A 14,378-nucleotide genomic window follows, 5' to 3' on the forward strand; every position below is an offset into this window, starting at 1 on the left:
CCCCAGCACGCTAACGCCATCTTTTTCGGGTTCAGCCTTTCGCCATACCCGTTCGATATGTTCTTTCCGGACGCCCATCTGATGCCCTCCGGACCAAACACGAGACCGCCATGACCGAATCTGCAACCAAAACCCCGCCCGTCAAAACCCTTCCCGATGCGCAGACCGTGACCTCGGTCAAACATTGGACCGACAGCCTGTTCTCCTTCCGCGTGACGCGCCCGCAATCTTTGCGCTTCCGCTCGGGGGAATTCGTGATGATCGGCCTGATGCAGACCGACGAGAAGACCGGCAAGGAAAAGCCCCTGCTGCGCGCCTATTCCATTGCCTCGCCGAATTGGGACGAAGAGCTGGAATTCTACTCGATCAAGGTTCCGGATGGCCCGCTGACCTCGCGTCTGCAGCACATCAAGGAAGGCGACGAGATCATTCTGCGCCCCAAGCCCGTGGGCACGCTGGTCCATGATGCGCTGCTTCCGGGCAAGCGCGTGTGGTTTCTGGCCACCGGCACCGGCCTTGCGCCTTTTGCGTCCCTGATGCGCGACCCCGAGACCTACGAGAAATTCGACGAGGTCATCATGATGCACACCTGCCGCACGGTTGAAGAGCTGGAATACGGCAAGCAGCTGGTCGAGGGTCTGCAAAATGACGAGCTGATCGGCGAGATGGTCGAGGGCAAGCTGAAATACTACCCGACCGCGACCCGCGAGGAATTCCACCATATGGGCCGCATCACCGACAACCTGAAGTCGGGCAAGGTCTTTGAGGATCTGGGCCTTGCGCCGATGAACCCCGAAACCGACCGTGCGATGGTCTGCGGGTCTCTGGCGTTCAACAAGGACGTAATGGAGGTGCTCGAAAGCTTCGGCCTGCGCGAAGGTGCCAATTCCGAGCCGCGTGAATATGTGGTCGAGAAAGCCTTCGTCGGCGAAGGCGTCTGATCCCGCTGACGGTCTTTCAGGGCCCTCCGCGCTGCGGGGGGCCTTTTTCATTTCCCATCGTCGTCCCGCCCCCTACATCTCGACACCATAGGGCGCGATCTTGGAGCCCCCGGCACGAAAGGGGCGGTCTGCGCGTAAAAAGAGCCGGTCCCGGCGGCTATATGGCGCATAGACCCCTAGGGGCCTGCAAAACGCAAGAGCGGGTGACGATCCGCCCCGCGCGCCCTAGATGTGAAAAACCAGAAAGGATTTCCCAATGGCACATATTTTTCTCATCGGTGCGACGGGCGGTATTGGGGCGCGCCTTCTGCCCATGCTGATCGCGGCCGGACACGAGGTCACGGCCCTGCATCGCACCCCCGAACAGGCCGCAAAACTGACCGCCCAGGGGGCCAGCCCCGTTTTGGGCGATATGATGGAGCTTACCGCACAGGATCTGACCCCGATGATCGAGGGCCATGACATCGTCATCTTCTCGGCGGGGGCGGCAGGATCGGGGCTGGATCGCACCTCGCGTATCGATGGCGAGGGCCCGCGCGAGGTGATGGCCGCAATGGGACGTGCGGGGGTGGACCGGTTCTACCTTGTCTCCGCCTTTCCCGAAGCAGGGCGGTGGAAAGAGCCGAACCCGAATTTCGAACATTACATGCGCGTCAAGAAAGAGGCCGATGCCGCCGTGGTGCGCAGCGCGCTGTCTTGGGTCATCCTGCGCCCCGGCACGCTGGTGACGGAAGACGAGGACGGCAGGATCGCGGCAGGACTGGCCCTGCCCTATGGCACCGTCAAACGCGGCAATGTCGCCCGCGCACTGGCTACATTGGTCGATATGCCCGACATCCGCCATGAGCTGATCGAGCTGACCGATGGTGAGTCTCCCCCCCTTGAGGCCCTGCAGGCCCTGCGCCGCAGCGCCTAGGCACAGGGACCGCCCAGAAAAAGCGCATCCGTCACAGGATGCGCCCCGGTCCGCCGCCAATCCCCCGATCCGGCTTCCCGCCTTGGCAGAATCTGGGGTTTCTTGGACCGGCGGGTGCGTTTGCGGTTGAAACCGGTCGCGCGCGGTCCTATTTTATGCGCCAACTGATTTTAGGCTACAGAAGGATTAACGCCATAGCCCGCAGACCCCATAATGCCCCGCCGACCCGCGACACTGGTCCTCGCGTGAACGGACGGATCCGCGCCCCTGAAATTCGTCTGATCGGCGCGGAAGGTGAAAATGTTGGTGTAGTGACCCCGTCGAAGGCGCTTGCTATGGCCGAGGAAGCCGGGCTTGACCTCGTCGAGATCTCCCCCAATGCCAAACCTCCGGTCTGCAAGATCATGGATTTCGGCAAGTTCAAATACGAACAGCAGAAACGCGAAGCCGAAGCCCGCAAGAAGCAGAAGATCATCGAGGTCAAAGAGGTCAAGTTCCGTCCGGGGACCGATGTCCATGACTACGAGGTCAAGCTGCGCTCGGTGAAGAAATTCCTTGAAGGCGGCGACAAGGTGAAAGTCACCCTGCGGTTCCGCGGTCGGGAGATGGCACACCAGAATCTGGGTCTCGAACTTCTGAACCGCGTCAAGGATGACGTGGGCGAGCTGGGCAAGATCGAGAACATGCCCAAGCTGGAAGGCCGCCAGATGGTGATGATGATCGGGCCGAAATAAGGTCCGACACGATCAAGGCTGTGCATTGGCCATAGCCAGCAGGGTTGCCCTCCTCGTGTTTCGGGGAGGGTTTTTCGTGGAAGGTAGATGTAGGAGTTGCATTTACATCACCTCTGCGAAGATCGCATCTGCGTGAGCAGGCGTGAGTTGAGCGAGCGGGGTCTTTCATGCGACTTTGCTCATATTCAGAATTCTGAACGGGAGTTCACACCATGTCTCAAGACCGTTCCGGTCACCTTTCGCGGCGCAGCGCCCTGCTTTTGGGTGGTGCGGCGCTTTGCGCCCCCGCGATTGCACGTGCCGCGACGCAAGACATTCCTATGGCGCAGCAACCGGCCATCGTGGCCGCGCCGTCGCGCCACAATATCTCGGCGTTCCGCGAGATCCATTGGCAGGACCATTTCGACCGGCTCGATCGCGTGACGCTGATCGCCGACACCCATTCGAAAGCCCTGCACTACTGGGCCGTCGACGGTGCCGATTACCGCCTCTATCCGACCTCCGTGCCGATGACCGATGCGCTGACCAAGCGCGGCTATACCGAGATCGTGCGCAAGAAAGTCGGCCCCGACTGGACGCCGACCAAATCGATGCTCGAAAAGGATCCCTCGCTGCATTACATGCCGCCCGGTCCCGACAACCCCTTGGGCACCCGCGCGATGTATCTCAGCTGGCCCGCCTATATCATCCACGGCACCCATGACACCCGCAAGATCGGGCGTCGCAGCTCGTCGGGCTGTATCGGGCTTTATAACGAACAGGTCGAGCAACTCTTCGAGCTGTGCCCCGTGGGATCGCAGGTCAAGATCCTCTGATCCCACCATAGCCTGCCGGTTCTACCAGCGCCCCCCAGACGGGGGCGCTTTTTTATTGGCGCAGGGGGGGGGCATTAACCAAGAGTTAGGGCCGGATATGCGAACACAAGGAACTTCAAGAGGATAGATTTAGCTGAAAGGTTCATTATGGCCCTTCCCGACACGCTTTGCGCCCGTTTGATCGAGACAGTGAAGACCCATCGCCTTTCCGGCAATTTCGTGATGCTCGGTCGCCAGCGATGGATCGGCTCGCGCAAGGGGGCTTCGGCCCAGCTATTGACCGACACGATTGCCAGATATCTTCCCGGCCTGAGCGAAGCCGATCTGAAAGACCCGCAATCGATCTATTCCGAGCATTTCATCCGCAAGCTCGGCTTCGATACCGTTGACTCGATGGATATGTCGGATTTCGAAGGGGCCTCGCTGGTGCAGGATCTCAGCAAACCCCTGCCCGAGGCGCTGCACCACCATTTCGACGTGGTCTATGATGGCGGCACCTGCGAGCATATCTTCGATCTGCCGACCGCGTTCCGCAATCTCAATGCCATGCTGCGCCCGGGCGGCACGCTGATCGGGCATTCTCCCTGCAATGGCTGGATCAACCACGGCTTCTACCAGATCACGCCGGAAATGGTGTTCGGCTTTTGGCAGAGGACATTGGGCTATGAGGTGCTTGATCTGAAATTGCAGCCGATGCTGCCCAATTTCGCCAATGCCTTTGCCACCACCACCAACCCCAATGACACCGGCAAGCGCCCGCGCCTGAGCCGCCAGCTTCCGCTGAATTCGCCGGTCATGCTGCTCTATGTGGTGCGCAAGCCGCTGGAAGGATCGCTGGGCGATGGCAGCGTCTACCAGACCGACTACATGCGCAAATGGGATGACGCGCAGCCTGCCCCCGATGCAGATACGGGCACAGGCGCAAGCATGGGCACCGAATAAGCGGCGCTCCCGCCCCGACAGGTATGTTGTAAAGCGGGCCTGCTGCAAGACCGGCGCGCGGCCAGACGGGGCACGCCGCCGAGCGATGCGCGACCGGCCTTTGACTGCCGCCCGAGCAAGAGCCGCCCTTTTGCCGCAAACCTTGTGCCGCAAACCTTGTGCCGCAAAGCAGGAGCACCGCCGCCGACCATAGTCCCTCGGACCACAGACACGCCGCACAACCACCACCGCGTCCGAAATTTGAAGCGCCACGAAAATTTAAAGCGCCGCAGGAGGGAGACCCGCGGCGCTTTCTTCGGATCGGGCAAGGGAGAATGCCCGTTGACCCGCAATGGGTGGATCTTGCCGGAAACCGGCTAGAGGGAGATAGATCCACCTGACCTTTGTCTAGTCCCACAGGAGACGGAGGACTTTGACACATATCAATCTGCACGCGGGGCGCGAAAACTCAAATCAGGTTTTCGGGAGATCGCGCAGGGCTTTCCTCACCGCCGCGTTATCATTACGTTTGAGAACCCACGCGCCCAGCCGTCGCGCCAGCGAGAGATGGCCCTTGGCCACGCAGCGGTTGAAAAGCTCCTTCTGGTAGCGCGGGAAATTCCGTCGCGCCCGCAGCGCCATATGGAAGTCATTGGGGCTGAGTTGCCCCTCCAGCGCCTTGAGGATGATCGGCTGCAAGATCCCCATCTGGCTGAGTGACGACCCCAGCCTGTGCCCCATCAGCGGCGCGCGCAGCTTCACCACATTCTCGCCGGTGAAGCGCGCCACATGGCCCGCATCCAGCGGCTCATAGGGGTCATAGAGGATACTCACACGGTTTGCCGTCAGGCTCGCCTGCGCCGCATCGCCATATTTGCCGGAAAAATCCTGCCCCCAAACGGTTTTATAGCGCGTCTCCCACGGCACCACGGTCTTATCCAGCGTCGATTGCGGCGAGATCGCCACCACATCCGCCCCCGGACAGGCCGCCGCAAAGACACAGGCAGCATAGCCGCCCATCGAAGCACCGTAAAACACCACGCGGTCGAATTGGGCAAAGAACCCCTCGGCGGCCAGCCGGTCGAATTCGGCCATCACCCAAGGGTCGCGATACCATGTCCAGCCGCCCGCCATAGCCCCCAGCATCGACCAGCCCTGTTTCTCGATAAAACTATAGCCCCAAGGGCGGCGGTCCTCGCGCTTGCCCATCGCGATATCAAGATTGTCGAAGGTCACCACAAGGGTGCGCCCGCGCGGCACGTAGAGAAAGCTATGCTGGCCGTTATCGGTATAGAACCCCTCGGGGCCTGCCAGTTCGCGCGCGATCTTTGCCCAGGCCGGATCGCTTTCGGCCTTAGGGGCAAAAGGGCTGAAGAGCACCCGGCTGATCTTGCCATTTCCCCTTCCCGCCAGATCTTCAAGAACCTCGTTCTCGCCATAGGGCTTGAGGAAAGGAAAGGCCCCGCTACCGGCGCGGATATCCATCAGCATCCGGCTATCGGCATGGAACAGGCGCCCCATCAGCGGCTCCAGATGCTTGACTTTCGCCACATCGCCAAAGCTTGCCAGCGAAAGCACCAGATCGGCGGGCTTCACCTCTGCCGCTTGGGTCACGATACGGATGCGCGCGCCATCAATACCGCCGGCCACCAGCTGCGCCTTCACCCCCTGCGCATGGGGCGTCGCCAGAGCGGGCCAGCTTCCATCGGGGGCAAGGTCGATCAGGTCGATATCGCAATCGAAACGGCTCTGGGCGGCCTGCAGCAGATCGGGGGCGGTGGCCCCCAGATCGGCAATCCGTTCCACGCGCGTCAGTCCGGTTTTCGCAAGCAGCGCCTCTGCTGCCGCACCGCTGGCGCCTTCGGGGGCCGGAACCGGCGCGGGGGCCGCCGCTGTCAGGATCGACCCGTCGGGCAGCACGCCATGTTTGGTCATCAGCATGCCGACACAGCTGCGCGGCTTCGGGATGCCGCCATGTTTGTCATTGATCCGCGCCCGCAAACGGCGGCCATAGAAATGGATCGAATAGGTTTTCTCGGTGATATGCTTTTGCCAGTCATAGCCCGGCTGGGTCATCTTGGCGCGCCATTTGTAATCGATGGGATAAAGCGCCTCTTGCGGCATCGCATATTTGATCTCGCCCGTTTCCTTCAGGAAATGGGTCAGGCCATGCGGGCCCCAGACGCCCCAAGGCTGGTCACCGGCATGGACCGGCTCGCCACGGTCGCGGGCCGCTTCCAGCTCGCGGGTGTAGTCATCGCCATACCATGTGGGGATGGCATATTCGTCATTGGTGAACTCGATCAGCCGCCCCAGCGCCTCGCTGTCCTGCGGCAGCCCCAGCACGCCGCCATTCACCCCTTCCTTGCTTTCCCACGCAAAGAAATGCCCCGTGGGGGTGGTGAAGGGTTTGACGCAATAGGCATCGGTATCGGCCCAGATCATATGGTCATGCTTGGCCAGCAGGTGATAGCGGAAGCGGTCCGAATGCAGCGCGGGCGAATTGGTGCGGCCATGACGCAGGAACTGGTCCGCCGAGAGGATCTCGTTGGCATCGGCAATCGCCACCCCTTCGGGGACATTGGGGATCGGCTCGTAGGAATACAGCGTGATATGCTGGCCCGCATCGACAAAGCTTTTCAGGCACAGCACCTCCAGAAAGCTCATCTTGCCGCCGATCCAAAGCGCCGCAACCTGATAGTCTTTGCTCATCTTTCCTACACTTTCCTGGCCACCGGATGCCGGTCTTGTTAATGCATATTAACGCAAAGGCAGCTGCCTTGGTAAATGCGGTCATCATGCGAAGCACGTGCGACATTTCCAAGGCATTTCTGCCCCAACGCCCCGTCAGAACGTAAAAAATTTCCTAAATCTCATGAAGTTGGCGCTTGCGGCGTGAAAATGGCCCGCGTGATGGCGGCGTCCGGCTCCGGCTCTGCCGCCTCCAGCCGCCGCAAAGCCCCCTGCTTGCGCAGATAAGGAAACCCGCCCGATCCGCGCCGGATGTCGATGACCAGCACCCCATCGGGGCGCAACAGACGCGGCAGAAGCGGCCCTAGCGCGGTCACCGGCCATTGGTCGCCATAACTGCCGGTGGCAAGGGCCAACCCGTCCGGCTCCAGAAAGAACGGATCGAGAACGACGCGCACCAGGTCCCGCCGCACCCCCTGCGAGACAAGCCATTCCACATAGGGCGCAACCCAGGGCGATGGCGTGGTTTGCGCGGTCCCTTCGGGGGTCAGATCCACCAGTACCACATCGCAATTATGCCGCCGATGCGCGGCCAGCGCGAGGCCCGGTGCCATGCCGCCCAGATCATAGCAGGCCCGCACCACCCCGACCCCCATTTCGGCCAGCACTTGCGCTGCGATCCCCGTTTCCTCGAAGGTCAGCTTGGCGCGCCCTGTGATCGGGGCAAATTCGGGACGCAGCCCGTGCTTGCGGCACAGATGTTCAAGATAGCTGCCGTTCGCAGGGACGCTATGGGGATTGCGCCCGAGGCTACGCTTGTTCGAGGCCCAGAGATGCAGCCCCGTGGTCTGCGCGGAAAGACACGCCTGCATCGCCGTTTCGCTGCCCAGCAGCTTGGCCCGCTCGGGGAACGGCACAGGGTAGAACGCCTCCATCGGCTGCACCTGCCCGCCAAGGCCCAGAGCATGGGTGAAATAGGTCACCATCAACGGCCCCCAGATCCCCCAAGGCTGCTGGCTGACATGCACGGGCGCCCCCCGCGCAGCCGCCTCGTGATAGCTGCTGGCAAGATGGGGCGGCAAGAACGGCGCGATGGAAAACCGGTCCTTGGTGAAATCGAGCATGGTCTGCAAAAGAAGAGACCCCGCCGGCAGCGCCAGCACCGCATTATTGACCCGCGGGCTGTCGGGCAGCTCGTAGCCCAGCACATAGGGGCTGTCGTATGTGAGCGGGCGGTGGCAATACACATCGGTATCCACCCAGATCATGCCCGGACATTTGGCCAGCATATGCAGCCGGAACAGATCGGCAAACAGCGCGAAACTGTCCTTGCGCTCGTATTTCAGAAACCCTTCCTGCGGGTCTGGGGCAAGGATCTCGCGCCCGTCGCGCAAGATGACCCCGTTAGGGACATTCTCGATCGGCCCGTAGGAAAAAAGCGTGATTTTCTGTCCCTGATCGACAAAGCTTTTGAGACACAGGATTTCAAGCCAGCTCAGCCGGCCGCCGATCCACAGCGTTCCTATCTCGCGCATGATCCCCCCACACACCACAGGCCAGTCATTCTACGGGCCATATCACACCCGAAGGCCAAGTCCGGCGGGGCCTTGCCCCAATTTGGCCTCAACTTGCCCGAAATCGTGACATTTTCCAACGGAATACGAAAAAAAACCGAAATGGCCTTAACCAAATCTGCGGCTTGTGCTTTCACAAAGACAACAGACTGCCCCGAAGACAGGGCGGGCCGCGGAAACCTCCGCCGGAGACGCAGGATAACGACGACATGGCATCAGTGATCAGACGCAGCCTTCTGGCAGAAGACCCGTGCGAAGAGGCGGGCACCGGCCCCGTCCTTCTGGATGCGGTGACGTGGGAGGCACAGGGCTGCCGCCATCTGCGCGCGATGTTTGCCAACCCCTCACAGGCCGCGCAGATCACCCATCTGGACGGCGGCACGATCACCGAAACGCGCGATGTGGCTGGCGGGGCGATGCTCTGCGCCACGCTCGACGGCCCCCTGCCGGTGCAGATCACGACCCAGACCGACGCGACCACCCCGCCCCATATGCGCCCGCTTGCAATGGCCGAGGCGGAATGGGATCTGCTGCGCGATCGCAACTGCCTGTTCGGCCAACGTTTCGAGGAAAGCGCCGAGACGGTGCTGGACTGGCTCAGCTGGCATGCCGACCAGCATGCCGCCACCGGCGCGGTGATCCTCAACCGGTTTTCCGATGCGCCTTTCGTGGCGCAGCTGGCCAAGGGGCTGGATGACCGCGATCTGGAGATGGTGGTGATCGTCCTGGACTGCCCCGTCGCGATGGGCAAGCCCGGCATGGGCCCCGAAAGCCACCCCTTCCTTGCCCCCGACGCCCCCGGCAAGGACCGGATGGAGCCTCCCGCCCCCGATCCGTGGCGCGCGCCCCTCGGGCAGGGTCTGGTCTTCGAAATTGCGAAATGGCGGTTTCTGGCCGAAGCCCGCGCCGTGCTGACGCTGGATGTCACGGACCTTCTGGCCCCTGTGGCCGATGGCAGGATGGGCGCCTTCGATGCCTGCCTCGAGGCCCCTTCCGGGGTGATCATGCTGGTCGGGCGGCGGATCTATCCGTGGCGGGTGCGCAATGGTGCCGCGGAATGTTTCGCCGACCATATCTGCCGCCAGTTCGATGCGCGGCGCGGCACCGCACGCTGGGGATGTGCGCCCGCAAAGGCGGGGCTGGAGGCGACATGGCGCATGGTACGTGTGGCCTATGCCAAGCCCGATCCTGCGCATATCTTTCCCTTCTGGCGGGCAATGGCGCTGCGCGTGCCGGGGCGCAAGGCGGCAGAGCTGGCCCCCAAGACCTCGCTGGTAGAGGACGAACAGCTTCTGGCGCTATCGCTGGATGTCTGGGGGCACAAGCCCGTGCGGCCTCCGGTCTCCAAGGTCAAACCCGCCCCCAAAGCGGCCCTGCGCGCCGGTCGCACCGCGATTGTCACCACGATGAAAAACGAAGGCCCGTTCATTCTGGAATGGCTGGCCTATCACCGTGCGATCGGGGTGGATGATTTCCTGATCTATACCAATGACTGCACCGATGGCACCGATACGATGCTGGACATGCTGATGGCCAAGGGGCTGGTCCAGCACCGCGAGAACCCGTGGCGTCCGGGGGGCGAGCTGAAGCCCCAGCATGCCGCCCTTCAGGCCGCCGAATCCGAACCCGTCATCCAGCAGGCCGGTTGGGCGATCTGTATGGATGTGGACGAGTTCATCAATATCAAGATCGGCGATGGCACCCTGACCGACCTTTATAAGGCGATGGGCGAGGCGAATATGATCTCGCTGACATGGCGGCTGTTCGGTAATTGCGATGTGCATGACTATGAGGACCGATTCCTTCTGGACCAGTTCACCACCTGCGCGCCGGAAGTCGTGCGCAAGCCGCATCAGGCCTGGGGGTTCAAGACCCTGTTCCGCAATATGGATATCTACAAGAAGATGGGGGTGCACCGCCCCAAAGGTCTGGTGCCGGACCTGTGGGATCAGGTGAAATGGCTCAATGGGTCGGGCCAGCCCATGCCGCGCGAGATGTTCCGCAATGGCTGGCGCTCGACGCTGGAAACCTATGGCTATGACTGGGTGCAGCTCAACCATTATGCTGTGCGCTCTGCCGAGAGCTTTCTGGTTAAGCGTGACCGCGGGCGGGTGAACCATGTCGACCGCGATCAGGGGCTGAACTACTGGTTCCGGATGAACCATAACCTCGAGGAGGACCGCTCGATCCAGCGGATGATCCCCGCGCTACAGGCCGAATATGACCGCCTGATGGCTGATCCCGAGATCCGTGCCGCCCATGAAGCCGCCGTGGCCGCGCATCGCACCAAGATTGCCGAGCTGCGCGCCACCGAGAATTACGAGAACTTCTATGGCGACCTGACCAGTGCCAAATACGAACGGCTCTCGCGCATGCTCCAGCATTTCGGCTCGGCGGTGTTCAATGCCGGCCCCGACTGCCTGCCCGAAGATATGCATCTGCGCGACGTGGCCCCCGATTTCTTCTTCACGGTCGAACATGAGGGCGAGGCGGAGCACTAATGGCAAACCGCTGGAAGAACACGCCAGATAGGGCCGCCAGGATCCGCAGGCACGCGCGCAAAGCGGTCAAAAGCCCGACAGACGGACTGACCACCCCCCTCCGCGCCCAAGGCCGCGCCTGCCGGAGCCCCCTCGCAGGGGCAGTGCAGGGGGCGGCCCCATGAATATCCTCGGCATCAGCTGCATGAAGAACGAGGGCGCTTTCCTGCTGGAGTGGATCGCCCATCACCGTGCCATCGGCATGGACCATTTCGTGATCTATTCCAACGATTGCGAAGATGGCACCGATCTGATGCTGGACCGGTTGGCACAGATGGGCTGGCTCAGCCATGAACGCAATCCCGGCCCGTGGCGGCGTGGCCCGCAATGGGAAGCCCTGCTGCGCGCCGACGACCATCCGGCACAGCAGCGCGCCGATTGGGTGCTGGTCTTCGACGTGGATGAATTCGTGAATATCCATCTGGGGGCGGGACGGTTTTCGGACCTGATCGCCGCCCTGCCCGACGCCGATGCCATCGCCCTGACATGGCGGCTTTTCGGCAATAACGGCGTGATCGACTATACCGACACCCCCGTAACGGACTGTTTCGACAAGGCCGCCCCCCCTGCCATGCTCTGGCCGTGGCGGGCCTCGCTGTTCAAGACGCTCCTGCGCAGAACCGGAGATTACCGCAAACTGGGGGTGCATCGCCCCCGTGGCCTGACACAGGGCGCGGCGCCGCGCTGGTTTGACGGCGCGGGCACTCCGCTCCCCGATCTCTACCAGAAAAACCGCCTTTTCACGCCACCCGATCGAAACTGCTGGGGCATGGTGCAGCTGAACCATTATGCGCTTGGGGCAATGGAAAACTATGTTGTCAAATGCGACCGCGGACGGGCCAATCGCGATGTCGGAGGGTTCGACCTGTCCTACTGGGTGGAGCGCAATTTCTGCCAAGACGAGGACCGGAGCATCCAGCGCACAGCCCCGCTACGCGGACCGCTGTACCAGAGCCTGCTGGACGATCCCGTGCTCGGTGCCCTGCACGCGCAGGCCGTGCGCTGGCGTCACGAGAAGATCCGGTCCCTGCTGCGCGAAGAGGCCCCGCGCGCCATGTTCGGGCGGCTTCTGCTGACCCCGCCGACGCGCCCCTTGTCAAAGGCCGATGCCCAGCGCATGCTGCGGCTGGCACATTTGGCACAGACCAGCCAGACCAAGCCGAATTTGTAAACAATACCGCATCAATCACAGCATTGTTTACGCAATACCTTGTGGCCATTGCATTTTCTTGCGTTCACCATGATTTTGTCATTTTAAAATAGTGATAGGTTAACTGAAAATCGCAGATACTCTCTGCGCCGGTCCGGCACTGTGTCCGGCCATTACCGAATTTGAAGGGGCCTCGCCATGCAGGATATGAGCGTGAACAACTGGCAGACGCGGATGAGCGCGCTCGGGCAGGAATTCGGCCATTTCGAACAGTTGGGCCCAGCGCATGTGGCCCTGTTCAGCGAGGACGGGCCTGTCCTTCTGGTCAGTTTCGAACTGCGCGATGATCTGCTTGATACGGATCAGGACGGTTTGCCCCTTGGCTACCGCATCGCGCAGGAGGGTGGCTGGTCCAGCCTGACACTCATTGCCGAGGATGCGACATGGTTCCGCGCGCCCGAGGTCTATGCCTATTTCGACCGGCTCGTCGATGACGGGGTCTTCGAAGACTATGACCGCGTGGTGTTTTACGGGGCGGGCTCTTGCGGCTATGCGGCGGCGGCTTTCTCTGTGGTGGCCCCCGATGCCACGGTGATCGCGCTACAGCCGCAGGCCACGCTCGACCCGCGTCTGGCCGGTTGGGATGACCGTTATCCGGAAATGCGGCGTATCAGTTTCTCCGACCGCTATGGTTTCGCGCCCGAAATGCTGGATGGCGCGAAACAGGCCTTCGTGGTCTACGATCCTTTGCAGCGGCTTGATGCCATGCATGCCGCCCTTTTCCACCGTCCCAATGTCACGCTCCTGCCCTGCATTCTGGCGGGCGAGAATATCGAGGCAATGCTGGCGGGCTGCAACGTGCTGGAGCTGATGATCGCACGTGCCTGCGAGGGCAAGCTGACGGCGACAGAGTTCCGCAAGCTGTATCGCAACTGCCGTCAGAACATTGCCTATCTGCATACCCTGCTGCGCAGCATCCGCCCGCAGGAACGGCTTTATCTCGAGGCGCTGATCTGCCGCGACGGGGCGCGCCGCTTTGATGCACCGCGTTTCCGCCGTCGCTATAACAAACTGGTCGAACTGCTTGCCCCGAAAGGGATCGAACTGGAACCCGAGCCTGTCTGAGCGGGCGATCACGGGCCCGATGCGATAAAGCAGGCACAAAAAGGGCGATCCGTCATACCGACCGGATCGCCTGAACTTTTTACGCCTTTGGCCTGACGGGCAAGGCAAGGCTGCGCTGCATCCCCGCCCTGAACCACAAGTCAGAGATAGAACTTGTCGCGGAAGACATAGGTCACGATCTGGTCCCGACGGATCCCCTTGGCGGCAAGAGCCGCATCCGAAAGCCCGTTGAGGCGAACGATCTCGGACTGACGCGAACGCGCCTCTCCAAAGGCGACGAAAGCCCGACCGATCGCTTGGAAGAACCGCAGAACCGATGAGGTTGCCGCCGGTTTACGCGGCATGTGTGCGATATGCGTCATTTGGAAAACTCCTGTATGCGTGCTTGCAGGACTTTCCCCCCTATGGTCGGGTTTATGACAAAGCGTCGCAAGGGACCATGTGTAATGCTGCAGCCCCGCCATGCAACGCGCGCAAAGGCGGGGCGTCCCGTCTGCGGTCTAAATCCAGCCCAGCAGGTGCAGCCAGCCATAATGCAGCGGTAGCAGAAGGAGATAGGTCAGCAAGGCCATGCTCAGGCACAAGCAGATCCCCGCCCGAAGCGGCACACGCGCCAATCCCATTGCCACAACGATCGGCGCGGCCTGATAGGGCAGAAGCGGGGTCGAAAATCCGACGACCTGCAGCATCAGTACCCCCGAGAGCGGCAGCCCGGTTCCATCGGCAAGAGCCTGTGCCAGCGGAGTGAACAGCGCGGGCACACCATTAGCGGTTACCACAAAATTCAACAGCCCCGCCAGACCGGCCAGCGTCACCACATCGCTATAGCGCCCCTGCGCATCCAATGGCGCATAGGCCAGAAGCCCTACCCCGATCCGCGCGCCCAGCCCGCTTTGCGCCACCAGCGCCGCAAGTCCCAGAATTGCCGCGACATAAAGCGCGCTTCTATGGTTCACCTTGGTGCCGAATTC

The 14,378-nt window shown here is 61.8% G+C and carries 12 protein-coding genes; 8 read left to right on the forward strand and 4 right to left on the reverse strand.

Annotation, left to right across the window (positions count from 1 at the left end):
* Positions 1-110 precede the first annotated feature (110 nt).
* The 5 genes from RPE78_RS00350 (at position 111) to RPE78_RS00370 (ending at position 4,348) form a co-directional block, all read left to right on the forward strand.
* The gene (locus tag RPE78_RS00350) at positions 111-941 is read left to right on the forward strand and encodes a ferredoxin--NADP reductase (protein ID WP_339107540.1); all 831 of its coding nucleotides are present in this window, start codon (positions 111-113) and stop codon (positions 939-941) included.
* A 256-nt stretch (positions 942-1,197) separates the two neighbouring features.
* Positions 1,198-1,857, forward strand: coding sequence for an SDR family oxidoreductase (locus tag RPE78_RS00355; RefSeq protein ID WP_339107541.1), 660 nt, complete (start codon positions 1,198-1,200; stop codon positions 1,855-1,857).
* Between the two features lie 194 nt (positions 1,858-2,051).
* Positions 2,052-2,591 carry a translation initiation factor IF-3 gene (gene infC, locus RPE78_RS00360; protein WP_406721666.1) on the forward strand — a complete coding sequence of 180 codons (540 nt, stop codon included), beginning with the start codon at positions 2,052-2,054 and terminating at the stop codon, positions 2,589-2,591.
* Positions 2,592-2,803: 212 nt separating this feature from the next.
* Positions 2,804-3,406 carry a L,D-transpeptidase gene (locus RPE78_RS00365; protein ID WP_339107543.1) on the forward strand — a complete coding sequence of 201 codons (603 nt, stop codon included), beginning with the start codon at positions 2,804-2,806 and terminating at the stop codon, positions 3,404-3,406.
* Positions 3,407-3,553: 147 nt separating this feature from the next.
* Entirely contained in the window at positions 3,554-4,348 is a 795-nt protein-coding gene (locus RPE78_RS00370) for a methyltransferase domain-containing protein (RefSeq protein ID WP_406720923.1), read from the forward strand.
* A 453-nt stretch (positions 4,349-4,801) separates the two neighbouring features.
* Here RPE78_RS00370 and RPE78_RS00375 read toward each other — a convergent pair whose 3' ends face one another.
* Together RPE78_RS00375 and RPE78_RS00380 are read right to left on the reverse strand one after the other, a co-directional pair.
* Positions 4,802-7,039 (reverse strand): hypothetical protein, encoded by a 2,238-nt coding sequence (locus RPE78_RS00375; RefSeq protein WP_406720924.1) that lies wholly within the window; start codon positions 7,037-7,039, stop codon positions 4,802-4,804.
* A gap of 161 nt (positions 7,040-7,200) precedes the next feature.
* The gene (locus tag RPE78_RS00380) at positions 7,201-8,553 is read right to left on the reverse strand and encodes a hypothetical protein (protein WP_406720925.1); all 1,353 of its coding nucleotides are present in this window, start codon (positions 8,551-8,553) and stop codon (positions 7,201-7,203) included.
* A 248-nt stretch (positions 8,554-8,801) separates the two neighbouring features.
* On the opposite strand from RPE78_RS00380, the gene RPE78_RS00385 reads away from it, so the two are divergent.
* The 3 genes from RPE78_RS00385 to RPE78_RS00395 all read left to right on the forward strand — a co-directional run bounded on the left by RPE78_RS00385 (position 8,802) and on the right by RPE78_RS00395 (position 13,407).
* Positions 8,802-11,093 (forward strand): glycosyltransferase family 2 protein, encoded by a 2,292-nt coding sequence (locus RPE78_RS00385; protein WP_406720926.1) that lies wholly within the window; start codon positions 8,802-8,804, stop codon positions 11,091-11,093.
* Between the two features lie 160 nt (positions 11,094-11,253).
* Positions 11,254-12,303 carry a glycosyltransferase family 2 protein gene (locus tag RPE78_RS00390; protein WP_406720927.1) on the forward strand — a complete coding sequence of 350 codons (1,050 nt, stop codon included), beginning with the start codon at positions 11,254-11,256 and terminating at the stop codon, positions 12,301-12,303.
* Positions 12,304-12,480: 177 nt separating this feature from the next.
* Positions 12,481-13,407 carry a phosphoadenosine phosphosulfate reductase gene (locus tag RPE78_RS00395; protein WP_406720928.1) on the forward strand — a complete coding sequence of 309 codons (927 nt, stop codon included), beginning with the start codon at positions 12,481-12,483 and terminating at the stop codon, positions 13,405-13,407.
* Positions 13,408-13,547: 140 nt separating this feature from the next.
* Here the strand turns inward: RPE78_RS00395 and RPE78_RS00400 are convergent, their stop codons facing one another.
* Together RPE78_RS00400 and RPE78_RS00405 are read right to left on the reverse strand one after the other, a co-directional pair.
* Complete coding sequence (locus RPE78_RS00400; protein WP_406720929.1) at positions 13,548-13,769, reverse strand: DUF1127 domain-containing protein; 222 nt, start codon at positions 13,767-13,769, stop codon at positions 13,548-13,550.
* A gap of 138 nt (positions 13,770-13,907) precedes the next feature.
* A complete protein-coding gene (locus tag RPE78_RS00405; RefSeq protein ID WP_406720930.1) occupies positions 13,908-14,363 on the reverse strand; it encodes a hypothetical protein in 456 nt (151 codons plus the stop codon).
* Between the last annotated feature and the right edge of the window lie 15 nt (positions 14,364-14,378).

It is taken from the genome of Thioclava litoralis (assembly GCF_045278885.1).
In the GTDB taxonomy this organism is placed as follows: domain Bacteria; phylum Pseudomonadota; class Alphaproteobacteria; order Rhodobacterales; family Rhodobacteraceae; genus Thioclava; species Thioclava litoralis.